This window comes from Leeuwenhoekiella sp. CH_XMU1409-2, from assembly GCF_037029365.1.
Taxonomy (GTDB): Bacteria; Bacteroidota; Bacteroidia; order Flavobacteriales; family Flavobacteriaceae; genus Leeuwenhoekiella; species Leeuwenhoekiella blandensis.
Genome location: NZ_JAYMEI010000002.1, coordinates 146,319 through 172,059 on the forward strand (window position 1 = coordinate 146,319; position 25,741 = coordinate 172,059).

General features: G+C 36.6%; 31 protein-coding genes. 18 read left to right on the plus strand and 13 right to left on the minus strand.

From position 1 onward, the window contains the following. The first annotated feature begins 144 nt into the window (after positions 1–144). From WA338_RS02385 to WA338_RS02445, 13 genes are all read left to right on the plus strand, one after another. Positions 145–912: a DUF6577 family protein gene (locus WA338_RS02385; RefSeq protein WP_286991138.1), complete on the plus strand. Its 768-nt coding sequence runs from the start codon at positions 145–147 to the stop codon at positions 910–912. After that, on the plus strand, positions 905–2,008 hold the full coding sequence (locus tag WA338_RS02390; RefSeq protein WP_286991137.1) for a nucleotidyl transferase AbiEii/AbiGii toxin family protein: 1,104 nt from the start codon (positions 905–907) through the stop codon (positions 2,006–2,008). The genes WA338_RS02385 and WA338_RS02390 overlap by 8 nt, the downstream gene beginning before the upstream one ends. Positions 2,009–2,057: 49 nt before the next feature. Next, positions 2,058–2,480: a hypothetical protein gene (locus WA338_RS02395; RefSeq protein WP_273419830.1), complete on the plus strand. Its 423-nt coding sequence runs from the start codon at positions 2,058–2,060 to the stop codon at positions 2,478–2,480. Positions 2,481–2,652: 172 nt separating this feature from the next. Further along, complete coding sequence (locus WA338_RS02400) at positions 2,653–3,609, plus strand: hypothetical protein (RefSeq protein WP_273419832.1); 957 nt, start codon at positions 2,653–2,655, stop codon at positions 3,607–3,609. Then, positions 3,609–4,802, plus strand: a complete 1,194-nt coding sequence (locus WA338_RS02405) for a nuclease-related domain-containing protein (protein ID WP_273419834.1) — start codon at positions 3,609–3,611, stop codon at positions 4,800–4,802. The genes WA338_RS02400 and WA338_RS02405 overlap by 1 nt, the downstream gene beginning before the upstream one ends. A gap of 740 nt (positions 4,803–5,542) precedes the next feature. Continuing rightward, on the plus strand, positions 5,543–5,887 hold the full coding sequence (locus WA338_RS02410; RefSeq protein WP_092205827.1) for a single-stranded DNA-binding protein: 345 nt from the start codon (positions 5,543–5,545) through the stop codon (positions 5,885–5,887). Between the two features lie 77 nt (positions 5,888–5,964). Continuing rightward, positions 5,965–6,414, plus strand: a complete 450-nt coding sequence (locus tag WA338_RS02415; protein WP_336091887.1) for a JAB domain-containing protein — start codon at positions 5,965–5,967, stop codon at positions 6,412–6,414. An 11-nt stretch (positions 6,415–6,425) separates the two neighbouring features. After that, positions 6,426–6,623, plus strand: coding sequence for a hypothetical protein (locus WA338_RS02420; RefSeq protein ID WP_203295422.1), 198 nt, complete (start codon positions 6,426–6,428; stop codon positions 6,621–6,623). Between the two features lie 441 nt (positions 6,624–7,064). Continuing rightward, positions 7,065–7,445 carry a BfmA/BtgA family mobilization protein gene (locus tag WA338_RS02425; protein WP_336091890.1) on the plus strand — a complete coding sequence of 127 codons (381 nt, stop codon included), beginning with the start codon at positions 7,065–7,067 and terminating at the stop codon, positions 7,443–7,445. An 11-nt stretch (positions 7,446–7,456) separates the two neighbouring features. Continuing rightward, positions 7,457–8,488 carry a MobB family relaxase gene (gene mobB, locus WA338_RS02430; protein WP_336091892.1) on the plus strand — a complete coding sequence of 344 codons (1,032 nt, stop codon included), beginning with the start codon at positions 7,457–7,459 and terminating at the stop codon, positions 8,486–8,488. A 5-nt stretch (positions 8,489–8,493) separates the two neighbouring features. Continuing rightward, complete coding sequence (locus WA338_RS02435; RefSeq protein ID WP_286991163.1) at positions 8,494–10,074, plus strand: type IV secretory system conjugative DNA transfer family protein; 1,581 nt, start codon at positions 8,494–8,496, stop codon at positions 10,072–10,074. Between the two features lie 118 nt (positions 10,075–10,192). Further along, positions 10,193–11,680: a hypothetical protein gene (locus tag WA338_RS02440; protein WP_286815209.1), complete on the plus strand. Its 1,488-nt coding sequence runs from the start codon at positions 10,193–10,195 to the stop codon at positions 11,678–11,680. A gap of 40 nt (positions 11,681–11,720) precedes the next feature. Beyond that, positions 11,721–11,990: a response regulator transcription factor gene (locus tag WA338_RS02445; RefSeq protein ID WP_286815208.1), complete on the plus strand. Its 270-nt coding sequence runs from the start codon at positions 11,721–11,723 to the stop codon at positions 11,988–11,990. 24 nt (positions 11,991–12,014) lie between these two features. Here WA338_RS02445 and WA338_RS02450 read toward each other — a convergent pair whose 3' ends face one another. From WA338_RS02450 to WA338_RS02490, 9 genes are read right to left on the minus strand one after another with little or no spacing between them, the layout of a single operon-like run. Next, the gene (locus WA338_RS02450) at positions 12,015–12,386 is read right to left on the minus strand and encodes a hypothetical protein (RefSeq protein WP_286991162.1); all 372 of its coding nucleotides are present in this window, start codon (positions 12,384–12,386) and stop codon (positions 12,015–12,017) included. A gap of 7 nt (positions 12,387–12,393) precedes the next feature. Further along, positions 12,394–13,227 carry a DUF4138 domain-containing protein gene (locus WA338_RS02455; protein ID WP_286991161.1) on the minus strand — a complete coding sequence of 278 codons (834 nt, stop codon included), beginning with the start codon at positions 13,225–13,227 and terminating at the stop codon, positions 12,394–12,396. Beyond that, a complete protein-coding gene (gene traM / locus WA338_RS02460) occupies positions 13,224–14,153 on the minus strand; it encodes a conjugative transposon protein TraM (RefSeq protein ID WP_286991160.1) in 930 nt (309 codons plus the stop codon). Before traM ends, WA338_RS02455 begins: the two co-directional genes overlap by 4 nt. After that, positions 14,143–14,757 carry a conjugal transfer protein TraK gene (locus tag WA338_RS02465; RefSeq protein WP_286991159.1) on the minus strand — a complete coding sequence of 205 codons (615 nt, stop codon included), beginning with the start codon at positions 14,755–14,757 and terminating at the stop codon, positions 14,143–14,145. The genes traM and WA338_RS02465 overlap by 11 nt, the downstream gene beginning before the upstream one ends. 20 nt (positions 14,758–14,777) lie before the next feature. Then, the gene (locus WA338_RS02470; protein ID WP_117157983.1) at positions 14,778–15,620 is read right to left on the minus strand and encodes a hypothetical protein; all 843 of its coding nucleotides are present in this window, start codon (positions 15,618–15,620) and stop codon (positions 14,778–14,780) included. A gap of 2 nt (positions 15,621–15,622) precedes the next feature. Next, the gene (locus tag WA338_RS02475; protein WP_336091907.1) at positions 15,623–16,204 is read right to left on the minus strand and encodes a conjugal transfer protein; all 582 of its coding nucleotides are present in this window, start codon (positions 16,202–16,204) and stop codon (positions 15,623–15,625) included. Between the two features lie 4 nt (positions 16,205–16,208). Then, entirely contained in the window at positions 16,209–18,611 is a 2,403-nt protein-coding gene (locus WA338_RS02480; RefSeq protein ID WP_336091910.1) for a TraG family conjugative transposon ATPase, read from the minus strand. Further along, positions 18,598–18,882: a hypothetical protein gene (locus tag WA338_RS02485; RefSeq protein WP_286991156.1), complete on the minus strand. Its 285-nt coding sequence runs from the start codon at positions 18,880–18,882 to the stop codon at positions 18,598–18,600. The genes WA338_RS02480 and WA338_RS02485 overlap by 14 nt, the downstream gene beginning before the upstream one ends. Before the next feature lie 2 nt (positions 18,883–18,884). Beyond that, entirely contained in the window at positions 18,885–19,172 is a 288-nt protein-coding gene (locus WA338_RS02490; RefSeq protein WP_008610937.1) for a hypothetical protein, read from the minus strand. A 189-nt stretch (positions 19,173–19,361) separates the two neighbouring features. Between WA338_RS02490 and WA338_RS02495 the strand changes: the two genes are divergently transcribed. From WA338_RS02495 to WA338_RS02515, 5 genes are all read left to right on the plus strand, one after another. After that, positions 19,362–20,003, plus strand: a complete 642-nt coding sequence (locus WA338_RS02495; protein ID WP_008610938.1) for an N-acetylmuramoyl-L-alanine amidase family protein — start codon at positions 19,362–19,364, stop codon at positions 20,001–20,003. 211 nt (positions 20,004–20,214) lie between these two features. Further along, positions 20,215–20,586: an ArsR/SmtB family transcription factor gene (locus tag WA338_RS02500; RefSeq protein ID WP_073099372.1), complete on the plus strand. Its 372-nt coding sequence runs from the start codon at positions 20,215–20,217 to the stop codon at positions 20,584–20,586. 12 nt (positions 20,587–20,598) lie between these two features. Continuing rightward, positions 20,599–21,222 (plus strand): mercuric transport protein MerTP, encoded by a 624-nt coding sequence (gene merTP, locus WA338_RS02505; RefSeq protein WP_073099371.1) that lies wholly within the window; start codon positions 20,599–20,601, stop codon positions 21,220–21,222. Then, complete coding sequence (locus WA338_RS02510; RefSeq protein WP_073099370.1) at positions 21,223–22,569, plus strand: dihydrolipoyl dehydrogenase family protein; 1,347 nt, start codon at positions 21,223–21,225, stop codon at positions 22,567–22,569. A 9-nt stretch (positions 22,570–22,578) separates the two neighbouring features. After that, positions 22,579–22,788, plus strand: coding sequence for a GDCCVxC domain-containing (seleno)protein (locus WA338_RS02515; RefSeq protein WP_073099369.1), 210 nt, complete (start codon positions 22,579–22,581; stop codon positions 22,786–22,788). Between the two features lie 17 nt (positions 22,789–22,805). Here the strand turns inward: WA338_RS02515 and WA338_RS02520 are convergent, their stop codons facing one another. From WA338_RS02520 to WA338_RS02535, 4 genes are all read right to left on the minus strand, one after another. After that, positions 22,806–23,468, minus strand: a complete 663-nt coding sequence (locus WA338_RS02520) for an ATPase (protein WP_008610942.1) — start codon at positions 23,466–23,468, stop codon at positions 22,806–22,808. Beyond that, positions 23,452–24,204, minus strand: a complete 753-nt coding sequence (locus WA338_RS02525) for a hypothetical protein (RefSeq protein ID WP_286992759.1) — start codon at positions 24,202–24,204, stop codon at positions 23,452–23,454. The genes WA338_RS02520 and WA338_RS02525 overlap by 17 nt, the downstream gene beginning before the upstream one ends. A gap of 3 nt (positions 24,205–24,207) precedes the next feature. Continuing rightward, complete coding sequence (locus tag WA338_RS02530; protein ID WP_286911180.1) at positions 24,208–24,492, minus strand: helix-turn-helix domain-containing protein; 285 nt, start codon at positions 24,490–24,492, stop codon at positions 24,208–24,210. Between the two features lie 345 nt (positions 24,493–24,837). After that, a complete protein-coding gene (locus tag WA338_RS02535; protein ID WP_286911181.1) occupies positions 24,838–25,689 on the minus strand; it encodes an RteC domain-containing protein in 852 nt (283 codons plus the stop codon). Positions 25,690–25,741: the final 52 nt, after the last annotated feature.

A 25,741-nucleotide genomic window follows, 5' to 3' on the forward strand; every position in this document is an offset into this window, starting at 1 on the left:
TTTGCTATTATCATATTCTAAGTTTGTCTGAATTTAGATAGATTTAATTTCCAATTATTACCACTTAATCTATATAGTGGCGAAAATTTGTTTTCAAATATTCGCCACTTTTTTGTATTTTTGGCAAAGTTTTGATTTTTAACTATGCCAAAGATTATTGAAAATAAACTGATACAAGCTTTCAAAGACCGTAGTTCTTTTGATAGGGATGCGCTATATAACTTCTATCTGGATTTCGAACCAGACCTAAAAGAAAGTACATTTAGTTGGCGAATTTATGACCTGAAGAAAAAGGACATAATTAAAACCATTGGTCGTGGACTTTATGTTATTTCCTATAAACCTAAATATAAACCTCTTCTATCTGATAGTGTGTTCAAAATAGCCCGTAAAACCAATGAGCGTTTTGAAGATATAAAATATGCCATTTGGGAAACCCAATGGCTCAATGAGTTTTCTCAGCACCAGACGTCAAATCAAATGATTGTCGTCGAAGTAGAAAAAGAGTTTGTAGACTCACTCTATTACTACCTAAATGATAATCTAAGAATGGATTTTTTCCTAAATCCAGATGAAAAGGAAATTCAATTCTATATTTCAGAAAGTAACGTGCCAGTTATCATTAAACGTTTGGTGACAAGGGCACCCATACAAAAAATAAAAAATAAAAAAGCGGTAGTGCCCATTGCAACACTTGAAAAGATTATGGTGGACCTGTTTGCAGATGAAAATCTGCTACATTTTTACCAAGGTTCTGAAATGGTAAACATCTACGAGAAAATAATTGATAGATATAGCATCAATTTTACAAAGTTGTTCAGCTATGCCAAGCGACGAAAAAAAGAACAGGAAATAAAGCAGTTTATAAGCAACAACATTCCAAATTTTTTAGAAGATATTCAATATGATTAACAACAAAAGTTTTGAAAAGGAATGGCTGAATGGCTTCCGTGCAAAAAAGGAACATAAGGGTATCGATGTAACTATATTGGAGAAAATGGTTCACGCACTATCATTACTCGAACATTTAAAAGTTTCAGGACTTGATTTTGTTTTCAAAGGTGGAACATCACTTGTGCTTTTGCTAAAAGAAGGGAACCGATTTTCTATTGATATCGATATTATTTCCAGCGTTGAGCGTGATAAATTAGAAGAAATTTTGGATGCAGTTGTAGCCAATTCACATTTCAAAAAGCACGTGCTTAATGAGCATAGAAGTTATAAGGAAGGTGTTCCAAAGGCACATTACACCTTTGAGTTCGAGTCGGTATATAATCCAAACGTTCCTGGAACCATTCTATTGGATATCCTTTTTGACAGTCCGCACTATCCAGAACTTATAGAATCGCCCATTGAAACACCTTGGCTTTCCATTGATGGAACTGCTACAACAATTACTACGCCTTCGGTAAACGCTATTTGTGGCGATAAGCTAACAGCTTTTGCACCAGATACCATAGGCATACCATACTACAAAGGCGACCAGTTATTTGCAATGGAAATCTGCAAGCAATTGTTCGACTTGGGAAAACTTTTTGAAAATATTACTGATGTAGCAATGGTAAAGAAAAGTTTTTCAGCTTTCGCGAAAGCAGAACTATCCTATCGAAGTACGGACAAGGATTTTAGTAAAAGGAAACTCAATGAAAAGGATGTGCTATGGGATTCCATAAATACCTGTGCTATTATGGCAAGACGAGAACGTAACCCAACCGCTGAAAAGAAAAAGAAATTTGCAGATTTAAGCTCTGGCATACGAAGCTTTGGTAGCGCATTTTTAATGACAGGGAACTTTAGGATTGAAGAAGCATTGGCAGCTTCGGCCAAAGTAGCTTATTTGAATGCTATTATTCTACAAAAAGAGGATGTTGAAATAGAATATTATGAGAATCAGGATACAAAGGAATTGGTTATTAAAAATCCGGATTGGGCCTTTTTGAACAGATTAAAACGCCAACCCGATAAATCTATATTTTATTATTGGTACAAGGCTGTTGAGTTGTTGTAAATACAGTAATCAAAAAGGTTAGTATAAATTTAAGCTCACATATTAGTTTATGATACATAAATATATTGGTGCTAATCTCAAACTTCTAAAAAAATTTAGAACAAACAACGCTGGTACATTAACAACAGGCAATTCTAAAAGTCATTCTTTTAATGGTCTTCAGGCAACTATAGAGTTTGAAAAGAATATCAAACTAAAACCAGATTCATTTTTATCTAAGGACTTAAACAATCATAAAGATATTAAGTTTAGAAAGAGTGTAGAGATAAAATTGAGTTGTGCCTCAATGGATTACTATGTCTCGGGTTCGGACATACTTCCAACTAATATTAATTTTCCAAATTTTAATGACCCTGAAGTAGACGCTAATAGTTTAAAAAAACAAATCGAAGCAAACCTTCATAATTTGTCAAATCAAAGCAAAAAACATTACCGAAAAAAAAAGGTACTATCGTTTTTTACTGCCTGTTGAGATAGATTTACAGCTACAAGGAAACTTTTATCCATACGAGTATGTTCAAGTTGATACGGCTGTCCACAAATCTCTGTCAATTAGTATAGAAATTGAGCAAGAAAATTATCACTTCTTCTCAACAGTAATTGAAGACCAGCACTATATAGTTATAGATTCTTTGAATAAAATAATGCTCGAACGCTTTACCCAAGTAGTCAATTCAATTTTTATGACGTATGCTTTTTTAAAAGGGATATACTACGGTGGGTCAGCTCATATTTTTTCATATAATGACGCTGATTTACAAAGACCTATAGGTGTAAGAGTATTTGAATCCTCAGACACTAAAACAAAGGGATATGAAATTCATTCTACAAATCCTTACAGATATATAAATTTTAAAAGTCCTAAATTCAAAAAAGATGAAAAAGGAAAAACTGAAAGATTAGGACAGAATACTGCACGCAATTATATGGTAGAATTTCCGACGGAAAACTACTCTAAATTATGTACATTAATACTTACCCGAGGTAGTATTTTACGAAGTTTTGTTTTAATTATCGATAGTAGTAGTTCCCCATTGGAACTTAAAATACCTTCTTTGTTTGTCGCACTCGAAAATATCACAAAGGTTGTTGTGAAAAAAAGTAGAAATAAAAGCACAGAAATATTTGAAGAAAAAGGAATAAAAAAGCAAATTAAAGAAATAAGTGAAGATGCTGCTAAAAAAATTAAAGCGCTTGAGCTTGAAAATAGACCAAAATATCTCTCAGCTACTGAAATAAAAGAAAGGAAGAAAAACTATGAAAGGTTGATTACTAAATTACACCAAATCAACAAAGGAAGTAATAACCAAAAACTTGCTGAACCATTTGAGAAATTTGGTTACAATCTATCTAAAGATGAAGAAAATGCTTTATACATCTATAGAAACAAGTTCATTCACGGAGATGATTTTTTCATACCAGATGTAGATTTTGAAAAGGAATTTAAAGAATTATTTCATCTTAGTTTTTTAATTTATAAGTTATGTTCAATACTTCTCTTGAAGCTCTCTGGTTACTCAGGTTACATTGTAAACCTTCCTAAAACATATTCATACATAACAAAACAAAAAACCTCTGGAAAAGGACTAATCAAGATATAATGACACCATCTGAAAGATACGTAGATAATTTATGTAAAAAATCATTTTTACCGTTTTGGAGCTTTCCCAATCCTTTGGGCAAAAAAGGAAAAGAATTATGTGATGTACTCGTTGTTTGTGGTCATACAATTATTTTAATTTCTGTTAAGGATATCAAAGTCACAAATCACAAAGACAGAACTGTTCAATACAAAAGATGGGTTAATAAGGCTGTAGATGACTCGATTAAACAACTTTATGGAGCAGAAAGATTTTTAAAAAATGTTGATGAAGTAAAACTGAAAAATCGTTTTACAAAAGTCGCTCTACCAGATAAGAAAAAGCGAACTATTTATAGAATAGCAATTGCATTTGGGAGTGATTATGACTTCCCATTGCAGATGGGAATGAACAAAAGTGGTTTTGTACACGTATTTGACGAAAAGTCAACTGCGACAATGATTAGCGAACTCGATACTATAACTGATTTCACAAGATATTTATCAGCGAAAGAGGATTTTCTTGCATCAAACCATATGTTGCTTCCAGAAGAAACCGATTTTTTTGCACTCTACATTCAAACTGGTCTTGAATTTGACTATCCAGTTGATGCAATTGCTGGTTCGGGTGGACTCTGGGAAAGTTACATTAACTCAGAAGATTACAAAGATTGGCAAAAACGTATTGTACCAAGTTTTATTTGGGATTATATGATAACGCAGTTGCACACCTATCATATTAAAGACGAAACTAATAGCCAACAAATTCAAGATTTAGAAAATGCAATACGTATAATAAACCAAGAGGACAGAATACACCGAACCGAATTAGGTTTAGCTCTTGATAACGCAATAAAAAGGAAATCAAAAGGCAGAATGTTACTGCCACAAAAAGATGCAGAACATATGTACGTTTTTATGCCTCTAACTCAAAAAAATTGGGAATTAAAGGAGAGTGAATTAGAATTGAGGTGCATTGTTGCTCGATACCTCAATCCTACAATAAATACAGTAATAGGAATTGCCATTGGGTCTAACGGAACAGATGATAGCGTTTATGATATTTGCTATCATCATATTCCTGAACTAACTGATGATTTTGTTAAACACGCAAAAGAAATTCAACAAGAACTTGGGTATTTCTCAAACCCGAAGCAATCGAGCAATTCAGAATATTCAATAAAGGATTTTGATGGTTTTGGAATCAAATATTAGTAATTCTAAAATTTAATTAACTATTATTTTTCAATCAAATTCCTTTTCTCATAACCCACTCAGCACATTCCCCTGCATTTCACGCTCGCCTGCTGAAAAAGCAGGCAACCACTTCATTTCGAGAAAAGAGCTTCACTACAAAGGTCTTGGACACAATCCCCAAATTCAGCTTTCCATTCCGCTAACCCTTCCCGCTATGCTGGGAAGGAACACTTCATTCCAGAGCCGAAATCGTGAATTAAGTCCGCTTTTACATCGGAAAGCCATCGGCTTGATTTTCTTGACAGGATTTTCGGCGCGGTCTTCTTGAGCCCTCACTCGAAAATCCCTAAAAACCAAACCGCTGTCTTACACATTTTAAGGGGTTTATAATGGATAAAGCCTTTGTTGTTTTTCGGGTCATCGAAAAACAGGCACGACATAACCAATTCTAACTTAACCACAGCTACTTATTTCGCTTAACTGTCGGTACGCTCAAACGCAACTGCGTTTAAAAGAATTGCTAATGCCCTTATGGAACTTGTCAAGACTGTACGAGTTTTAGTGAAAAATAAGGTTTCTACTTCCTTGAAAATCCAAGGATTTTACTACGTCGCAAACACACCTGATTTTACCCGAAAAGTCCTGACAAAACCCACTCTATCCATTGTGCGGTGCACGAAAGAAAAGAACAAACACCCCTTAAAATTTAATCTGTTTTAAATCAATAGGGGAAATATAAATCACTTAAATATTTTATTATGAGTACTATTAGAAATCACGTACAATTGATTGGAAACGTTGGTCAAGAGCCAACCATTACGAACCTTGAAAGCGGTAAGAAAGTAGCCCGCTTCTCACTCGCTACGAACGAGTATTACAAAGACAGCAAAGGAGAAAAGCAAACGGACACCAACTGGCATACCGTAGTAGCTTGGGGCAAGACTGCCGAAATCGTTGAAAAGTTTGTCGAAAAAGGCAAAGAAGTAGGAATTACAGGGAAACTAAAGACCCGAACCTACACGACCGATGATGGCAACCAACGCTATGTAACGGAAGTTGTAGCCGATGAAATCCTATTACTTGGAAGCAAAAACGACAAGTAATCTCAAAATTAAAGAGGGCGTTCCTCTGGAAAGTTGCGCCCTCTTTTTCATTATCCATTAATTAAAATTAGATAACAATGAAAGCACAAGTTAACGAAATAAAAATAAGCTACAAAGGAGGGTTAAAATCCTCTGAGTGGCAAAAAATAAGTAGTTCACAAGATGCGGCTGAACTGCTCTTTGAGGATTGGGATAAAGATACAATCGCCATACAGGAAACTTTCAAAGTTGTATTGTTGAATAACAGTAACAAAGTGAAAGGTGTCTATCAATTGTCACAAGGCGGAATTACAGGTACACTAATAGACCTTCGGATTTTATTTGCCGTCATTCTAAAATCCTTATCGGTAGCTATAATTTTAACGCATAATCACCCAAGCGGAAAATTGATGCCAAGTGAGGCAGATAAAAACCTTACAAGCAAAATAAAAAAGGCAGCACAATTATTCGATATTACCATTCTGGACCATTTGATATTTGCACCTGATGGGAATTATTATAGCTTTTCTGATAATGGACTTTTATAAATTAGAAAGCTATGATTTATTTGAATTTTACCGATTTGAGCGAGGAAACACAAGAGCGATTACTTGCCAATTCTAAGGAAGATGTAAAGGAAAAGTATGGTAAGGATATTATGGATTATGCAACCAAGCATAATACCAATTTGGATAAGATGCTTGATGAAGAAGCACTTCGGAATTTGTATTCGTATAAATACATTTTCAACATATAAATTTTAAGAAATTAAAAGTAAGCACCTCTAAAATTTAGAGGTGTTTTTCTATGCAATTAATATATAATCAATAAAAAAACGTATCTTTATTTCGCTGAAATTCAGCATTCAAAGTTAAGTAGGGTTATCCACTTTTCGACTTTCGCCGATAACCGTACACATCGAAAAATAACATATCGGAAAATCATTTTCCCTGAAAATGGCAATCGGCTTTTTAGCCGGATTGTATGGATTTTTGTCACGCTTGCGCGTGACGAAAAGGAATAGCAAGAGGGTAACGGGCTGCGCCGCGTTACATATTCTATTTTCGTTTTAATCTATTGATTTTTAAGCACTTAAAAATAAAGTAGATATAAAAAATCCATCGATTTACGTCAAATGGTCTTGAAACACTAGTAAACAGGGATGGATTTACGTCAAATCTTTAAAAAGCGAAAGGAAATGGACTCATTCATCACTATCAGGTTCAAACGGAAAACTGCCAAAAGGTTTCAGGAATTTTCCAAAAAACACTTCAATACGCACACCGAAGCGATGGAAAACATCCTTGATTTTTTCCTCTATAACGAGATATCACCAAAGGAAAAATTGGGTCCAACCGGACGTACCATAGAAGCAAAATTATTAAAACGAATCAATGCAGTTATCGCCATAATGCGAGATGTGGAAAAGACACAAACCAAACCTACGGTCGCAATGTTGCAATCCCTTTTTGTAATGGAAGAACCTAAAAAGAAACCGCTCATTTTGGAAAAAAAATATGCTGAGGAAAAGAAAGAAGTCCGCTTTTGCGAAAAGCGAAACACCAACAATGAACTTTAAAAATTTAGCTTATGTACATCACCATAACACCTCAAAAAATGGGTGGTAACTTTTCCAAAAGTTCAGCAGATTTTGTGGGCTATTTAGAGAAAGAAAACCAAGGATTAGAACAACACGAAATGGAACATTTTTTCAATCAATATGGCGATGAGATTTCCGCTGAAGAAGTAGTCAAAGAAATAGATGGAAATACCGCAAAATTGGAAAAACACGAACCAAGATTCTATTCAATTACCGTGAGCCCTTCAAAATATGAATTGCGAAAACTTCAGAACAGTAGCGAAGATTTAAAAAGATATACTCGCGAGCTGATGAAGGATTATGTGGCTTCATTTAATAGAGAAATTAAAGGGCGCCCTGTAAGTATCGACGACATAAAATATTATGCAAAAATTGAACATCAACGCACATTTAAAGGAACGGATTTTCAGGTAAAGGAAAACCAACCCTTTGCCACAAAAATACTTCAGCTAAAAACGGATATCCGAAATGTGCAAGAAGGGCGAGCTGAAGGGAACATTAAAAGAATGAAAAAGGAAATTACCAAACTGGAAAGCCAAGCACCGCATCAACAAAATGGAAAACGGATTGTCCAGGGAATGGCGAAAGATGGAAACCAAAGTCACATCCATATCATCGTGAGCCGAAAGGATGCATCAAACAGATTTAGTTTGTCACCCGGAAGCAAATACAAAGCTTCCGATGTGAAATTGAATGGGAAAACAGTAAAACGGGGTTTTGACCGAGACAAATTTTTTGAGAAAGCTGAAAAGACGTTTGACAAGACTTTTGGCTACAAACGCAATTTTGCCGAAACCTATAAAGCACGAAAGGATTTTGTAAAGAACCCCAATCTATATTTCGCTGCCTTGATGAAATTGCCAGCAAACGAAAAGGCATTGGCGTTTAAAATGATAACCAAAACAGGATTACCGATAGTGCCAAGTATTCCAGTCAGTCAAACACAAATCGCACTTCGGATTTTCAAACGGTTAAGACGTGGCGCAGAAGTGGCCATCAAATCAAGTTCCATCGGAATCTAATTGATATGGAAATGGACAACCTCATAACTATACTTTCAATTATTGCTGTGGCCAGTATGGTTTTTTATGCGATGTTTCGAGTGAGCAAGTATGCGCTTTTCTTGAATTTCATAATGCTTTCGTTCTTGGTTTTCTATTTAACTCAAGGGAATGAATTAGTATCTATATTGCTGTATCTGGTATGCCCTCTAATGCTAATTAACATAGGGTTGTATGTCTTTCTGCATAAAACTGAAACCGTACAGAATGGCGATAGCAAGTACCAAGTCAAATTTGCAACCACAAAGGGAAATTTCAAATTAGATAATATCAAAAGGGGTGCATCCATCATCGGATCTGCAGGAAGTGGAAAGACCGAAAGTGTAGTGTATGGCTTTTTAAAACATTTCCGAAAAGAGCGCTTCTGTGGAATCATTCACGACTACAAGGATTTTGAACTGACCGAAATGGCGTATCCGCTTTTCAAGGATAGCGATATTCCGTTTAAGGTCATTTCCTTTGATAAAATCATCCATAGGGTAAATCCTATTGCGCCACGCTACTTAGAGAACGAGGAAAGCGTAAATGAGGTATCAAGGGTGCTCATTGAAAATCTTTTGGAACAACGGGAATCAGGAACTACGGGAACAACTAAATTCTTTAACGACGCGGCGGAAGGTTTGATTGGTGGATTAATTTGGAAACTGAAAACCGACTATCCCAACTACTGTACGCTTCCACATTTGATTGCCATTTATCAAATACTCGATACCGATAGCCTTATCCAATTTCTGGAAACTAACACCACATCGAGAGCGATGGCAGATGCTTTTATTAGTGGTAAGGATTCGGATAGGCAGACAGCTGGTGTAAAAAGCACTTTGGCAAATGCCCTGAAACGAATTAGTACACAGCGCATTTTTATGGCATTGTCCGCAGACGAAGTGCCTTTAAATATAAATAGCGAGGAAAATCCCGCAATCATATCTGTAGTGAACAACCCTAAATATGAAACATCCTATTCGCCCGTTATTGCAACCATAATACATACGATTACCAAGCAAATGAGCGTGCGCGGTCAAAGACCGTCTTTTCTTTTGATGGAAGAAGCGCCGACTATTCGCTTATTGAATATGCACCGAATTCCGGCAACGCTTAGAAGTTATGACATCGCTACTATTTATGTGATGCAGGATAAAATACAGAACGATATGATGTATGGCGATAAGGCAAGCAAAGCCATATTGAGCAATCTTTCTTATCAATTTTTCGGTAAGGTCAACGACCCAGATACTGCCAAATATTACGAGCGCTTTTTTGAAATCATTAAAGACCCCACTAAAAGCATCAGTCGTGGTCATAATCTCGATTTTGATACTCGTATTACGACGGGCGAAAAGGAAATCCCAAAGATCAGAGCAGACGTTTTCTTTCGATTAAAGCAAGGCGAGTTTATAACGTATGCTGATGGGAATGATAAGAGAGTGCAGTTTAAATTAGCCAGAATTCAAAGACAACTTCCTGAAGAATCCAAGCAATTTTCTCAGGTAGATTTAGCAGCTAATTTTACGAAGATATATAGAGATGTAAAAACTATATTTAATTAACCAATTCTGGTTTCATTAATAAATATTATGATTTCACTATCTTGATAGGATAATGTTATATTTATAATTGGTAAAATGAGTTTTAAACAATACTACACATCAATGCTTTAATTGAAATTTGAAAAACGCTGAAGAAATACAAGAACTAAAAGCAATTGTTGAAAAATTATGTGAAAAACATCATTTAATCATACAAATCGCCGAGGATAATTATTTTAAGATATTTACGGACCAATCCTCTGGTATTACACTTTTTCTTCAGTTAGATGAGAACCAGAATTTATCATTTTATTTTCTTCAGAGAACGTACGATGTGTTTTATACTGGCGATAGGTCTGATGCACACGTTATTCTAAGTTTAATGTTCACTTCCTTCTTAAGATTCTACAAGTCGGGAATTTCTTGTGAGCAATTTGATATAGCCCATCCGGTAGTTCCAGATGAAATATGGGGAAGGTATTTGGTACCTATCCAAGTTCCAATTTTACACGGAATTTCAACTGCTAAACAACTTATTGAAGTTGTCACGGAAATTATAGAAATGGTTGCATTTTGGCGAGAAAGCTTATGGTATTTTACTGGCTGCCCTTGTGATAAATGTATGAAAGCTGAAAACCTTAATAATTCAAATTACAAGTATTCACTTGAGGATATCGAAGATTTGTTCTCGGATTTGCATAGCATATCCAGCCGTAATAATTATGGGGACCGTGAACGACCTGAATGGGTATATTTTTATGACATAGAAGAGGAAGTTACTATGATAAAATCAAGTAGCCTCGCAAAATTTCTCAACGCAACATTGCAGTTGCGTACAGATAAAACTGAACAGTTGAAAGGGCTGAATGGGACATTCGTTCTAAGCGACAATATTAAAAACTTTGTTCACGATGATACCAAATCTGAAATGGATGAGTACTTTGAAAGAGTAAATACGAACGGTAAATTAAAAGGATATCCAGTTATTCCAATGGAAAATATGATTGTAACCGTTATGGATGATTACATCATTGCCTTAGGCAGAATATGTGGATTTGAAGAATATAAAAAAGAGAGAGAACTCATTAGACAGCGCCACAATAGAGAGTCAGAACTTCTGTTTCCGATTCCCCAGTTCAAATGGAAAGAAAAGGTCTGTCCGGATCAATTTGAATTTTTAGTTAAAGCCCTATTGGAACGTGAACCAAATGTAAAAAGTGTAAGAAGGCCGGCACCCATAAATCAAGGTGATAAGGGTAGGGATTTAATTATTGAATGGAATGTAATAAATGAATATATGTCCGATACCGCACCGCCAAGAATATTGATTAAAGTTGTAGGGCAATGCAAATCTGGAACATCCACAATTGGAAAAGGTAAGGTTTTAGATATTAGAGATACGGTTGAGACTCACGATTCACAGGGATTTTTCTTAGCGGTTAATACACAAATCTCTGCACCATTAACCGAAAAACTTGAATCACTAAAGTCCAAAGGCTTATGGGTCTCTTGGTGGAATAGGGATGATATTGAGATGCGACTTTCTAAAAACCAAGATTTAATTCCCAATTTTCCAAAAGTGATCACATCCAGGGATAAAGTAAAATTTGTAAACAAGGAAGATTAGTTTTATAGCATAAATGTCCTCACATCCTTAAGAACAGTCTTTGTTTGGAATTTATAATCTAATAGGTGGTCAAATAGGTGGTGCAATAGGTGGTGTAATTGATACGACTGAAGCTCTAACTAAAAGACAAAAAGAAGTTCTTAAACTTATTGCTGCTAATCCTTCCATAACTTATAACGAAATAGCTGAAGCTTTGGGTATTAATGAATCTGCTGTTGGTAAGCATATTACAGCTATCAAAAATAAAGGATTTTTAACGCGTCAAGGCGATACAAGAGGTTATTGGGAAATCAATCTCGATAAGAACTGATAAAGCTTAAAATGAAAGTCTTTTTTAAAACGGTGCTTTATCCTTTGAACCTCTTGCCGTGGCCAGCCATTTACCATTCTGTTTGACCAGTTTAAAAACACCAGGCGTTTTATCGTAAGCTGTGGTATATTTTACCCAAGCCACGTCGCCCATTATCGTGTCTTGTAACACCTTGAACTCAGAGTCTTTCTTTTTGGTCGCATTGAACATATTTATAGTATTCATATAGTTAGAATATGCCTGTGGTGTTGAGTTAGCTTTTAAAGTCTCTTCATCTTTTTCATAAAAACTTTCAATAACAATTTGGGCTGTAGCACTTGGTCCCGAGATTTTAGTTTCGGAATCAGCACAAGAAAGGAACAGCATTATGAGAGAGAAAACAACAAATTTTTTCATAACAGTATTAATTTGGGTTATTAATATATCTATGCGATAGTTTCATTTCTATGTTCCGTTCGCCATCCTTTTCATTCAATTCCAAAATTGCCCTACGGTCATCGGATAATGAAAATTTGGGCAACACATAAACGAATCGAGCCATTTCATTTTCCTTAATCTTAGACGGCAGATTATCTTTATATATCGGTTCTTTATAGAGTCGTTGCAACGATTTCCTTTTCCCTTTTTGCCGAGTTTCAATCGAAAGGTTCAAGAAATTCAAATCGTAATCCAACGTAGAATTATTTTCAATCTCGATAACGAAATAGAGCTCATCCTTATCAAAAACAATATTCTCTACAGTCAAGATAATACCTTCGTTTCGTTTCTTGATGCGCGCTATGCGCTGTTTTCTATTGAGAAGATATGAGCAGAATTTTTGGTAATAATAGGTGCTGTTATCTACAAGCTCTTCAGAAGATTCAACAAGAACCGAATCCTTTACAATCGGCTTTTCATTACCGATACTACTTGATAGCGGAATGAAATAATTGAGCTTAGAAAGCTGTTTTTTATACCTTACAATATACGAAAAAATTGAACCATTTCTGTTGACTACCAGCAAATTACTTTCCTTCCCAGGGGTTGCTTGAAGAAGCCCAAAATACTGTTCTTTTTCACGGTTATAGGTAAAAACAAAATTATCCGAACCGGTTATGCCTTGTCGTATGGGTTCTGGGAAGAATAGCGCAACGTTCTTGGTGTCGTTTGCATAAATGGTGTCGAGTGGTATGGGTTGCTTTTGTGCTTTCGCGAAAGCGGAAACTAATGCTATCAATATTAGAATAAATGTTCTCATAATTTAGGTTTTAGAATTAATCTGTAATTGTTCAATACCGTAACTTTTACATTGCGGTTGCTACGTCTGAGCACTTTTGTTACGCCACCCACCTGTGGAACGGTAGGTATGTTGATGTCGCCAATAATATCGTCCAAGACTTCGGTGGTGGCTTCTGCCCGAAAATTATTCTGTACGTAGATACCTTCGCTTCCATCAGATAAATCAAAAGCTTTGAGCTTGGTAGGATGATGTTGTATGTTTTCAATTTCAATGAGCGCACGATTGGGCTGAAAACTGATAAATCCGAATACAGGAGTGTTCTTTGGCATTTCTTTACCATTGATGGTAGCAGTTTTGGTCAGGCGCATTCGCAATCTGGTATTCGCTTTTACAACTTGGTCGCCATCTACCACCACGTAAATAGTTTCATCTGTATTGCCGATGATTGAAACTTCATTGGGTTTGGGGGAAGCAGCAAAAAACAATTGATGTTCCAAACCCAGTTCTTTAGCTTGGATTTTTTGTTCCCGCTTTACTTCAGCAGAATCTATTGTTGATACCACTTTGCGAGCAGTTCTTTTCTGTCCCAAATTTTGGTACCGCTTTTCTGAATATTGAATCTTACCAGCTTCATAGATACTATCTACGATACGTTCTTTTTCCCGTTCTGGTAAATCTGGGTCATAAAATCCCAAGGAATCAATTAGTTTTTCATCGTAGATGCTTGGCGCATTATTTTCCCTAACTTTTTTCAAGTCGTTAATTGCATCCAGTTTGGAATCGTACTCTTTTTGGCCCTCTTCCAAATCTGGCACTAAGGTCTGCTTAAGGTTTTCAGTTTCACTTTCATCATCGCCCATTACCATCACAGAATAGGAAATTAGGAATATGAAAATCACGGCCAATACAGCCGCAAAGACTATTTTATTCTTTTCAACTTTCATTGTTAAGTTTTTTTAGAGTGTTTTCGAAATAGTTGGTAATCAAAAGTCCGTGTGGATTGTTGGGAAAGTTTCGGTCAACCATAATCAAGTTTCCGGTGGAAACCAATTCGTAAGTGTCGATGATTGAGCCTCTATTGATTTCAAAAATGGTGGTCGTCGTAAAACCATACGAACCATCGTTTTCAGATATTCTTGAATCGATGCTCAGTACTTTTTGAACCAAGGAATACTGAAGCAATCTGTTGTAAACACCATCGGCTTTTTTCTGACGGTAGAGATTGTCAACAGAACTATTACCCAACCACAACGCCTTTTCCAAGTTGCGTTCGTAATTGCTGGCATCGATGTTATAGAAGTAGTTATGGAACAGATCCAAATGTGCCAAAGCTTCAACCCGAAAATTTTCCTTTTGGGTCACGAGCTTCAGCGGAATGATACTGCCATCGGTATTGATTGCAAAGGCGCTATTGAGCGCTTTTTGATTGGTGTTGAATACCATCCAAACCGAAAATGTGCTGGACAGCAACGCACACACAACAACTGCCAAAACGATAAATCGATTCAGTTTTAGGACATTGTAAATATTCTTGTATGGTGTTTTCATATTTTTGCTTTTAATCTGCCTTAGGCAGTAAATAGTCTGAGAGTGAATGACGTGGCACGTTTATACAGTTTGAATTTCAAGAAAACGATAAATCCAACCGAACCTAACTGAACAACAGGCGCAAAAAAGCCTTGACCTGTATCTGTTCCAAAAAGGTTGACCCAAAAATTGGTGTTGATTTCCGTATAAATGGCATTGATAAATACATTAACTAAAAAGAATGCTGGCACGAGCATATACACGGCTGCATATAATTTGAAGAACGTATAAGCGAGCGAACGGAACTTTTCAAAAACGGCAAGGCTAATGACCAGAGGAAAAAAGGCTTGCATTATGCCTAAAAGGAAGAATCGTTCTGCCAAGAATAGCGGATAGATGAACAGATCTAATATCCAAAGTATGGTGCTCAGTATGAAAGCCAATATCTTAAAACCGTACAATGGTGTAACCAAGGCTTCATATAATAGTGTCATTGCGGAACTTGCGGCATCAAAGAGACTTACATCTTCCTCTAAAGGAATATCCTGCATTTGCAAAGGCAATAATGCTGGGGCTGTGCCACGATATTGCCCTTCAATAGCGACTAAGATGCCATCGAAAAAGCCTAAGACCTGTGTTGAGAAAATGACCAAGATGACGATAGCAAAATTTTTGACCAGTTCACCAGGACTCAATCCCCAAGTGTAACCGTCCTTATCTGCAATGCCTTCATTGTATTTTTTAAGGATGTTGACCAAAAAGAACAGGACAGCGAGCGTTTTCATTCCCGCAATGGTGTATTGCGAAAAGTTGCTGGCCTGTATGGTCTGGAAGACGGTATCGATATATTCCAGCCCGATTCCTAAGAGAATGGTCGCGGTCATTTTTAGTATTCGGTTTCTCGATTATTGACTTTATCCTGCATTTTTCTAAAAGAAATAATGTCACGATAGCGTTTTGTTTTCATCGTGATGCTGGAAACCATTTGTTTGGATTCCAGTTCTTTCGTCTTTAGAATTTCAGCACGTTCGGCATCGCTCATTTTTAGGTAATCGCTGGATAGGACTTCATCGATAAAATCTACCGTGTCCAAAGAATTTTGAACTATGGCATCGAACGATTCCATAACCTTTGAAACTTCATCTGGTTTGATGTAGGGCGAATTCAAAATATCCTGTAAATCATTTTGCATTACGTTGATAAGACGCTGATTATTCTGTCCAATTTCCTCAACTGCTCTCAGTTGCTCAACAACGCTTGATACTTTCTCTATTGCCTCTTTTGCATCTTTTAGGAATTTTACGGACTTAATCATTTGAGCTGTCTGTTTACCTGATTCTATCAGTTGTTTTACCAAACTGATAAAATTGGTATTGTCATAAGTGGGCATTCCCTGTGCAGTAGCATTGCCCGACATAAATAAGGTAAGGCTTACTGTCATTACTAAAATTTTGATTTTTGTCTTCATAATATTATGTTTTAGATGTGAATTGAATTATTGCTTTTTGCATATCGTGATGCTCATTGTAGAGCTTCATTATTTCCTCATTTTCCTGTCCATCGGTCAAGTAAGCTGCATAGACTTCCTTCGGAACTTCAAGCCGGAAGATGTTACTTTCCCTACCTATCTTGATAAACATCTCAGTGTATTTGCGTGGACCGGAAAGATTGTTTTTGATGGATTTTAATTGGTTTAAATCGTGGCTGGATAGGTTGAGCCTTTTGACCAATTCGTCATAGCCCTTTTCGTTATTCAGGCTGTAAATGACTTGGGTATTTTCAAGAATACTCGCTGAAGTTGAGTTGTTCGGAAGCTGATTTATGGATTGCAGAATAATCCCAATTGCACCATTCTGTTTACGGATGGCTTGATAGTAAAATTCTACGCTTTCCAGTACGTTGTCAAACTTCAGTTGTTTGGCAAACTCATCAAATAGGATGATACCCTTTTCAGCTCTGTTTTTCCAAATCGTTCTTTGGATGGCAGACTTGATTAGCTTGAGCATCACAGACAGGATTTCCTTATTGTCCTTGACTTCATCCAGCTCAAAAACAATCAATCGTTTATCCTCGATTTTATAGGTCTGGTCTTCGCTTACTTCAAAAAGGAAGCTATATAGACCATCGCCGACATATTCGGACATTACGTGCAAAAAGCTCGTGACATTGAAATAGTCGGGATGGATTTTTAGGGTGCTCAGAAGGTCTTTCTGATTCCTTTCTATAAAGCTGTAAAAACCATCTAAAGAGTGATTTTCTGAAGTACTATCGTAATAATGGCGCAATATCTTTTTGACCGATACTGATTGGGCTTTCGTGACTTTTAAATCCGAAGCAAAAAGTTCAAACAGGAAAACCGACAAGTCTTCCAAACGTTCTGGTGTGAGGTCATTGGTATCACTTATGTAAAATGGGTTGATGCCTAAGTTCTTTCCGCTTTCGTAGCGAAGCACCGTGTATTTTTCGGGATAGAGTTTGGCGAACTTGGTGTATGAACCACCCAAGTCTATAATGACGAGACGAACACCAATTTCAAAATATTGACGCAAGATGTTATTGGCCAAAAAGGATTTACCTTCACCCGTTGGCGCAAAAATGGCAAAGTTCCTTGCCTTGATACGTTTCTTTTTTTCATCCCAAACATCCTTCAGTACAGGAATGTTATACTCTCGGTCATTAAAGATGATTCCGGTGTTATCGCTTTTGTAATTGGTGTTATTGATGAACAGGCAAAGTGCGTGCTTCAAATCTGTCACATACAAATCATTATTTGAGAAATTAGAAGAAAAGCAACAGTAACTATTTAGGATGTAATTCTTACGTTCTTCGCCTCTTGGATAATATGGGATGATGTCCAATTCCTTAAATTCAGTCTTTATCTTTGAGGTTATCTTATCGAGCTCTTTGGCTTCCTTTGCCCAATAGACAATATTGAGATGTCCACGAATGATACGGGCATTATCATCGGCATTGATTTGGTCAAGGATGTGTTGGATTTTACCAAGCACCACTTTGTTCTGCGAACCGAAATTTGAACTTTTGTTAAGTTCCTCGATTTTTTTATCGAGCAGCTTGCGCCACTTTTGTTTGTCATCGAGATAAAGGATTTGGTTAACGATATGGTTCTCGTTAAGCGTAAGCCCTAAGCCATCAATAAACCCTTGATGAAACACAAAATCGTCAGAAGTGAATTTCTCATTGGTCTTGCTACTCTGTACACTTTCGCCAAAGCACAGTTCGCTATTGATGGCCAGGGCATCAAAATGGTTTTCGCCAATATTGACGCTTTTTTTGTCCAGTAAAATGTCAGTATCATAACCTTCATTAAAGCCATTGAAATAGGCACTTGTTAGTTGCTGTATCTCTTCCGCTTTAAGCGAAACAAAATCCATCATCCGGCTATTGTTGATAAAGGAAACCGAATCACTAACCGAGTTGGCGAAACTCTTGATATTATCATCCAATTCCTGTACGATTCCTTTTGAAACTTTTCGGAAAGGATTAACGTATTTCGGATTGTTGAGGGCCTTGTTCTTGGTCAAAATGAAGAACAAATAACAGTTGTGCTCAATATGCCCACGACCTTTAAAATGCTCGTGGGTAGCCTTTTCCAGAAAGGTAGAATTCGGAAGTTGTTCTGAAGTATATGATTTCTTGAGGTAGACATCCTGTTTATGGACCACAGTACCAACCGGCAATGACTTTAATGCCTGAAACCAAGCACCGTGCATATCCTCAAAATCCTTTTCAGAAAGCGAATAGATTTCCGGTAGATTACCTTTATAGCATAGGACAACGTTGCCATTGTTGGCAAATACGATATTGTCCTGAATATCTACTATGGGTTGATATGCCGAAAGGTTAATCTTGTTCATAATCGAAGCCAGAATTTCTTTTGTTACTAATGATTTGTGGAAAGGCTTTTGCCATTTGGAATAGCTGCGGATTGTGGGTTATCCTTGTCAGCGCCACATAAAGGAATGCATTGAACACCAACACACCTATTATTATCCCAAAGCTGAAAGAGAAGATGATGATGAGCAACGAAGCCAAAATAGAAACCATCATTAAGGCAAACAGGGAAATGGGCAGCCCAAAAATGACCGCCCTTTTTCTGATGTTTTTATAGACCTCAAACTTCTTCATCGTTATACAACAATTCCTATGAGGTAAGTAAATATGCCTACAACTGCACCTGCTATGAGTACAAAGACAAGTACGCGCGTAATACCCTTTTTTAGGTCAGCATTTTCGCCAAAAAAGTGTCCTGCATTAAAAAGGAAGCCAACCAAGAAGATGACACCTAATAAAATTGGAAATATGGTTCTGATGGTATCGCCTACATCGTTAACAGAATCTTCAATACCACCAATTTGAGCAAAAAGCGAAGTGGATAAGAGCGAAAGAATGGATGCTAAATAGTGTGATTTTTTCATAACGGAAAAGTTTAAATTTTTAGTTCATTTTCGTTATTGGAAATTTACATATATTTGAACATAAATAACTGAAAACCAAATATTTGTGAATAAAATATTATTTGATATCAATTGAATTCCGTTGCTATTATTTGGCATCAAATTCTATGAATTTTTGAAGGGAAGTTGTTGATAACCCAAAAATTGAAAATGAAAAATCTGCTCAAAAACGTCAGTTTTGTGATTTTGGTTCTAAAAATGTGCTTCATTTTTGGACAAGAATCGACTGCTCAAAAACGAATAATAATTGACGTTGGACACGGCGGAAAAGATGCTGGTGCAATTGGTATAAATGACATTCAAGAAAAAGATGTGGTTTTATCGATTGCAAATGAGATTTTAAAGTTAAATGACGACTTGGAAAAACCACTCGATATTTATTTGACCAGGTATAAAGACACTTTAATATCATTATCGGACAGGACTAAACTGACCAAAGCCTTAAATGCTGATTTGTTTGTGTCTTTGCATTGCAATCATTCCGATAATCCGGATGCAAGAGGTATTGAAGTTTACGCTTCAAGAAAACAAGAAAAATTCTCAAAAGCATCGGTTTTTATGGGCTATCAAATTGAAAGTGCACTTTGTGAAGCAATAGGCTATGATAGCAGAGGTGTGAAGTTTGCGAACTTTCAGGTGCTAAGGGAAACAGCAGATTATTGTACTGCCATATTAATAGAATTGGGCTTTTTATCCAATTGGGATGAAGAAAGCTATATCTCAGACAACCACAATATTGAGCGTATCGCACTATCGATATTATTATCCATTCAAAAATCAATAGAATTATGAAAGATATTTTTTTAGAGTTAACGAAGAGCTTGAAGGACATTGTTTTACAATGTGTTTCAGAAGTTATTTTACTGTACAAATCCTTTAGAAGTTAGATTACCTAAGTTTATTATCTACACATTATAAAAAACAATTTATTCAATAGTGTATTTAAGTATTTGCTTAAATAATATAATAATGATATATTTGTGGCCACTTTAAATCAAAAAAGATGAGCTTGGAAATAACCTGTACACGGAACGAAGCAGACAAGAAGCAAATATCGAGATGTAAGGAAACCATAGAGAATTCTTCAGGTAGCTTAGAAGCAATAAGCAAAATTTTGTCTCTTGCGGGAAGCGAGGTACGACTGAAAATTCTATTTCTATTGAACATAGAGAATGAACTGTGTCCTTGCGATATTGCTGACATTCTTGAAATGAGTGTTCCTGCCGTATCCCAGCATATCCGAAAAATGAAGGATGCGGGAATTATTACATCGAGACGTGAAGGGCAAACATTGTATTATTCGCTGGTAAAGAGTGAGGACAATGTTTTGAATGGAATTTTCAATTCAATTTCGACAAGAAAGAAAACAGCTTAGAAAGTTTACATTATGGCACCGAATAAAACTTCAAATACCGCGACCTATACCGGCATTTTTACCGCAGTTGCAGCATCAATATGTTGTATAACCCCTGTCTTGGCATTAATTGCTGGAACAAGCGGAATTGCATCTACCTTTTCTTGGGTCGAGCCATTTAGACCCTATCTTATCGGCTTGACCATTATTGTCTTGGTGTTTGCCTGGTATCAGAAACTGCGGCCGAAAACACAGGAAGAAATAGATTGCGCCTGTGAAGATGATGCGAAACCATCGTTTTGGCAATCCAAACGGTTCTTATTGATAGTAACACTATTCGCCGCATTGATGCTGGCCTTCCCGTACTATTCCAATCTATTTTATGCACAGCCCACCAAGGATATTGTCTATGTCTCTCAATCGAATATCAAAAAGCAGACTTTTGAAGTCGCTGGAATGACCTGTGCAGGCTGTGAGGCACACGTAGAAAACGAAGTCAATAAGCTGGATGGAATTATTTCGGTCAAAGCCAGCTACGAATATGCCAATACCATAGTGGAATTTGACAAGACCAAAACCGATTTGCCTGCAATCCGAAAAGCTATAGAAAGCACCGGCTATAAAGTTGTCGAGAAAACCACTAAAGAAAATAAGTAGATGAAAAAATATGATGTTTTCATTATTGGTTCGGGTATGTCAGGTATGACAATCGCCAATAAATGCGCTTCAAAAGGTCTTTCGGTGGGCATTACTGATGAACTGCCTTATGGTGGCACCTGTGCCCTACGAGGCTGTGACCCAAAAAAAGTGATTATCGGTGCCACGGAAGTACGCGACTTCGCTAAAAGACTTAAAGGGAAAGGCATTGATACCATTCCGAATATCAACTGGAGGGATATAATGGCGTTCAAACAGACCTTTGTTGATGAAATGCCGAGGAAAATAGAAAAGGGGTATAAGAAGAACGGAATCGACACCTTTCACAATTCCGCTACGTTTATAAATGAGAATACCTTAAGTGTAGGTAACGAGACCATTCAAGCTGATAAAGTTGTAATTGCGTCAGGTTCAAAACCAAAAGTTTTAGATTTTGAAGGCGGACAGCTTGCGAAAACGAGTACGGATTTTCTAAACCTTAAGGAATTACCCCAATCCCTGCTTTTCATCGGAGGTGGATATATCGCCTTTGAATTCGCGCATATTGCCGCACGTTCTGGTGCCGAGGTAACAATAGTACATCGAGGCAAACGTCCGTTGGAAAACTTTGACAAGGATATTGTAAAACATTTGGTCGATGCCACAGGTAATTTAGGTGTTAAGCTCGTTCTTGAAACTGAAGTTTCTAAAATTGAACATAAAGATGACAACTACATTACTACAGGAATTTCAAACGGAAAGGAAACTAACTTCAAATCGGCAGAAGTATTTAATTCCGCTGGTCGTCCCCCAGCCATTTTTGATTTAGAATTGAAAAAAGCAGGTATATCCTTCTCAAAAAAGGGGATAGAGGTCAACGAATACCTTCAGAGCAAATCGAACGCGAACATATATTCAGCTGGCGATGCAGCGGACTCAAGAGGATTGCCCCTAACACCCGTAGCTGTTTTGGAAGGACACGTCGTAGCTTCAAATATCATTAAAGGAAATAAGAAAAAAGTCAGTTATCCCCCAATGCCTTCAGTAGTTTTCACTTTGCCCACTATGGCAACCGTTGGCCTATTGGAAGATGATGCCAAAGAAAAGGGATATGATATCAATGTCAATTTTGAAAAAGTGGATAATTGGTTCAATGCGAGACGCCTGAATGTGGATGAATATGCTTATAAAACAATCATCGATAAAAATAATAATACCATTTTGGGCGCGCATCTGATCGGACCTCATTGTGAGGAAACCATCAATCTTTTCGCAATGGCGATAAAGACCAAGATGACCATAAGCGATTTGCGGACAATGGTATTTTCATATCCTACAATGGCATCTGACCTAACCTATATGCTCTAACTATTATTTATGGAAACTACAATATTAAAATCTACGATCACCTGCCCTGAATGCGGCCACAAAACAGAAGAAGAAATGCCAACCACGGCCTGTCAATTCTTTTATGAATGTGATAATTGCAAACAAACACTAAAACCAAAAGAAGGGGATTGTTGTGTATTCTGTTCTTATGGTACTGTGGCTTGTCCGCCGATTCAAGAAAATAAAAATTGTTGTTAAAAAGCCATACTATAAATTCACTTCCTCTTATCCCCAGCTTTAGTATCAAAAGCAATCAAATTAAAAAGTTCCCGCATTCGACTACGGACACGATTACCATAACGTTCTTCCAGTTCTTCTGCGTTGAGATTGGTGGTGGCGTGGGTCTTGATTTTGTGTTTGGTTTGTAAGTACAGCTCGTATCGAGATAAAAGTACTTCGCCCATTACGTTCAAATCCTTTCCGTAGAATCTGCCAGAAGGTTCCACGCCCAAATCATCAAAACAGTAAAATTTAGTGTTACCATATTCTTCAACGGTTTTAAAACCCAAATGGTTAAAACTGAAGGTAACATTTCGGCAGGGAATCATTTCATAAGGACGTTGCAACGGAACCAAATGGCGCAATAATTTCATTAAGCTGGTTTTGCCACAGCCAACTGGTCCGGAAAGTAGAATGCCTTTGTCAATGTCAATGCCATAAGTCTCACAGTTGTCTTTATCCTTGATGAAGTAGGAACAGAGCTTCAGCAAAATATCCTTGTCTTCATCATATATCCTAAACTTTTCGCCAAACAAAAGTTTGCCTTTGGCATTTAGGTAAATCAAGATTTTTGGAAAATCATAGATCACACTTTTACCATCAAATTTTCCGAGCGAATATTCCACGCCACCTTCGGTTATTTTAGAGGGGTTGTCCATAATCTTTGTTTTTAGTGGTTCGCAAGTTGTCCTTGATTTGGGACGGTTGCTTTTTGTTTGGTTTGTTTTCCTCGTCGAATATTTCGGTTCTGTCCATCCAGTTGATGGCCACAGCTCGCCAATCACGAATAGGTTTGCCATCGCTTGTTTGCCACTCACGTTCTGCATAGTGCTCATAGAATTTTTTAGCTTCATCAGCATCAAAACCTTTTTCTTCAAAAAAAATAAAAACGGCCTGCCAGCCCTTTGGTTGTTTTATATAGTTTTCTTGTTTGATATTGTTTGTATTAGATACCAATGCTTGTCCATCTATGGGACGGTGTTGGTTCACAACCTGTCCATTTTTGGGATGGTGGTGTCCCTCAAGCGGTACACCTCTAGGAAGGTACTGTTCCGCAAGCTGTTCTAATATGGGATTGTACTGTCCCACAAGTGGTTCATCACTTGTCCCGATAATGGCCATCTTAATTTTGCTGCCTTTGTAGGGATTGTTGGAAGGGAAATAAGAGAGATATTGCCAAGAATCTAACTCAACGATGCATCTGTGATATGTGGACTTAGAACCTATTTTGGCACAACGCATTAAATCTCGTCGGTTCACGTAAAACTCATCCATAAAGCGACAGCTGTTCCATTCCTGGAACAGTGCCATATACAAACTGATATGGGTAGGGTTTAGGCGGTCATCAAAATAGAACTTTTCAAAAGCCGCATTAAGTAGCTTTATATAGTTCATCGCTTAAGAATTTAAACCGTGTTGCACGCGGTTGGCATCCATCACTTTTTGAATTTCCTCTGTGTCATAATAAATGATACCACCAACTTTAGTGTATGGCAATGTGCCATTGATACGAAGGTTTTGTAAGGTGCCAGGACTTACTTGAAGTAAGTCCATAACCTCAGAAGATTTGAGGTATTTTTTGAGTTTTCCGCTGGATTGTCTGGTCAATAATTGTTTGATGTCATCGAGCAATTCCATTTTGAATTCCCGAAGGTCGTCGGTGGTAATAATATTTGCTGGCATAATAGAACGGTTTTAAAGAAAGGGACTATCGTATCGATTTCAACTAATTTGATAGTCCCTGACCTGATTTAGCTCACAAACTTTAATATTTTAATAAATAAGAGTTCGTGAATCTTCGATTTGACTTTCGTTCTACAAATTTGGGATGGTTTATTGGATTTTAATCCCAAGTTGTACCCAAGTAGGGTGTTTTTATTTGCTCATTTTCAATGGTTTAAATTGGTTTGATTTAGAGGTGTCACTTTAAATCATCTATGCCAAATGATAATAGATAAAATTAATTTTATTTTTTCCCAAGTAAGACCCAACTTGGGAAAAATTTTAACACTGTTTAAATTCAGAATGTTAACCGTCCGTTTCTTCCATTCGCCTTAAAAGTGTTGCTTTTAGTCTATCAATAAATTTTGTTTGGTCGATTTTGCGTTCCCTTATTTCCAGAAAAGTTCTATATACATTACCAAGTTTAAGTTCAAAAATGTCTTCACAGGCACAAGCCATTTCTTTAATACCTGCTGTACCACTTTTTATTGCCCCAGATGCTTGTAAGGCATAAATCAATTCGATAAGGTCTGTTTTCGACGCTGTCCAGCCTAATCTTTCGCCATTGGAAAGAGTATTTAGTTTATTTGGAATGCCATAGGATAATCCTCTCAAATTATTCAATTCCTCAGAGTAATGACTAATTAATAGGTCATATGCCATAATTTTAGCAATCGCATTATCGTGGCTTGTGGAAAATTCAGCATCCGTGTAAAAATGAGAGGTGTTTGAGACCAAACTGATTTTGTCCTTACCTCTTAGAAAATAAAATTCATCCAAAAGCTCAGAACCCTCTCTGTAGTATTTGATGAAATCTATATTACGTCTATTACTTTCTTGTAGTCTGTTTATTTCAGAATCGATAAAATCCTGTTGAGATTTTATGGTTCCAGCAGGTCTGTTTATTAAGAAATTATAGAGTTTTGCATAAAACTTTAATCTACTGTAGACATAGGGTTTATGTTTTTTAAAGAAAATAATTTCGTTCTGTTTATCAACGAATTCATTTTCCCGAACACATATCCGTAGTTGTTGTAAGTATTGCCTGGAAATGGAAATTCCTTTTTCTACATTATTGAAATCATCTAAATTAGATTCTTCAACTACTTTTATTTCTTCTTTATAATTTTCTAAAATTGTTTGAATAAGTTTATGCACAATAGATTTGGGGCTTATTGGTTAGATTATTTTTTTAAGAATTTGTAATAAT

What these genes read in the sequence shown, in the direction of transcription:
- WA338_RS02385 (WP_286991138.1), top strand. Translation starts at nt 145, where the DNA reads ATGCCAAAGATTATTGAAAATAAACTGATACAAGCTTTCAAAGACCGT.
- WA338_RS02390 (WP_286991137.1), top strand. Translation starts at nt 905, where the DNA reads ATGATTAACAACAAAAGTTTTGAAAAGGAATGGCTGAATGGCTTCCGT.
- WA338_RS02395 (WP_273419830.1), top strand. Translation starts at nt 2,058, where the DNA reads ATGATACATAAATATATTGGTGCTAATCTCAAACTTCTAAAAAAATTT.
- WA338_RS02400 (WP_273419832.1), top strand. Translation starts at nt 2,653, where the DNA reads ATGCTCGAACGCTTTACCCAAGTAGTCAATTCAATTTTTATGACGTAT.
- WA338_RS02405 (WP_273419834.1), top strand. Translation starts at nt 3,609, where the DNA reads ATGACACCATCTGAAAGATACGTAGATAATTTATGTAAAAAATCATTT.
- WA338_RS02410 (WP_092205827.1), top strand. Translation starts at nt 5,543, where the DNA reads ATGAGTACTATTAGAAATCACGTACAATTGATTGGAAACGTTGGTCAA.
- WA338_RS02415 (WP_336091887.1), top strand. Translation starts at nt 5,965, where the DNA reads ATGAAAGCACAAGTTAACGAAATAAAAATAAGCTACAAAGGAGGGTTA.
- WA338_RS02420 (WP_203295422.1), top strand. Translation starts at nt 6,426, where the DNA reads ATGATTTATTTGAATTTTACCGATTTGAGCGAGGAAACACAAGAGCGA.
- WA338_RS02425 (WP_336091890.1), top strand. Translation starts at nt 7,065, where the DNA reads ATGGACTCATTCATCACTATCAGGTTCAAACGGAAAACTGCCAAAAGG.
- mobB (WP_336091892.1), top strand. Translation starts at nt 7,457, where the DNA reads ATGTACATCACCATAACACCTCAAAAAATGGGTGGTAACTTTTCCAAA.
- WA338_RS02435 (WP_286991163.1), top strand. Translation starts at nt 8,494, where the DNA reads ATGGAAATGGACAACCTCATAACTATACTTTCAATTATTGCTGTGGCC.
- WA338_RS02450 (WP_286991162.1), bottom strand. Translation starts at nt 12,386, where the DNA reads ATGAAAAAATTTGTTGTTTTCTCTCTCATAATGCTGTTCCTTTCTTGT.
- WA338_RS02455 (WP_286991161.1), bottom strand. Translation starts at nt 13,227, where the DNA reads ATGAGAACATTTATTCTAATATTGATAGCATTAGTTTCCGCTTTCGCG.
- traM (WP_286991160.1), bottom strand. Translation starts at nt 14,153, where the DNA reads ATGAAAGTTGAAAAGAATAAAATAGTCTTTGCGGCTGTATTGGCCGTG.
- WA338_RS02465 (WP_286991159.1), bottom strand. Translation starts at nt 14,757, where the DNA reads ATGAAAACACCATACAAGAATATTTACAATGTCCTAAAACTGAATCGA.
- WA338_RS02470 (WP_117157983.1), bottom strand. Translation starts at nt 15,620, where the DNA reads ATGACCGCGACCATTCTCTTAGGAATCGGGCTGGAATATATCGATACC.
- WA338_RS02475 (WP_336091907.1), bottom strand. Translation starts at nt 16,204, where the DNA reads ATGAAGACAAAAATCAAAATTTTAGTAATGACAGTAAGCCTTACCTTA.
- WA338_RS02480 (WP_336091910.1), bottom strand. Translation starts at nt 18,611, where the DNA reads ATGAACAAGATTAACCTTTCGGCATATCAACCCATAGTAGATATTCAG.
- WA338_RS02485 (WP_286991156.1), bottom strand. Translation starts at nt 18,882, where the DNA reads ATGAAGAAGTTTGAGGTCTATAAAAACATCAGAAAAAGGGCGGTCATT.
- WA338_RS02490 (WP_008610937.1), bottom strand. Translation starts at nt 19,172, where the DNA reads ATGAAAAAATCACACTATTTAGCATCCATTCTTTCGCTCTTATCCACT.
- WA338_RS02495 (WP_008610938.1), top strand. Translation starts at nt 19,362, where the DNA reads ATGAAAAATCTGCTCAAAAACGTCAGTTTTGTGATTTTGGTTCTAAAA.
- WA338_RS02500 (WP_073099372.1), top strand. Translation starts at nt 20,215, where the DNA reads ATGAGCTTGGAAATAACCTGTACACGGAACGAAGCAGACAAGAAGCAA.
- merTP (WP_073099371.1), top strand. Translation starts at nt 20,599, where the DNA reads ATGGCACCGAATAAAACTTCAAATACCGCGACCTATACCGGCATTTTT.
- WA338_RS02510 (WP_073099370.1), top strand. Translation starts at nt 21,223, where the DNA reads ATGAAAAAATATGATGTTTTCATTATTGGTTCGGGTATGTCAGGTATG.
- WA338_RS02515 (WP_073099369.1), top strand. Translation starts at nt 22,579, where the DNA reads ATGGAAACTACAATATTAAAATCTACGATCACCTGCCCTGAATGCGGC.
- WA338_RS02520 (WP_008610942.1), bottom strand. Translation starts at nt 23,468, where the DNA reads ATGGACAACCCCTCTAAAATAACCGAAGGTGGCGTGGAATATTCGCTC.
- WA338_RS02525 (WP_286992759.1), bottom strand. Translation starts at nt 24,204, where the DNA reads ATGAACTATATAAAGCTACTTAATGCGGCTTTTGAAAAGTTCTATTTT.
- WA338_RS02530 (WP_286911180.1), bottom strand. Translation starts at nt 24,492, where the DNA reads ATGCCAGCAAATATTATTACCACCGACGACCTTCGGGAATTCAAAATG.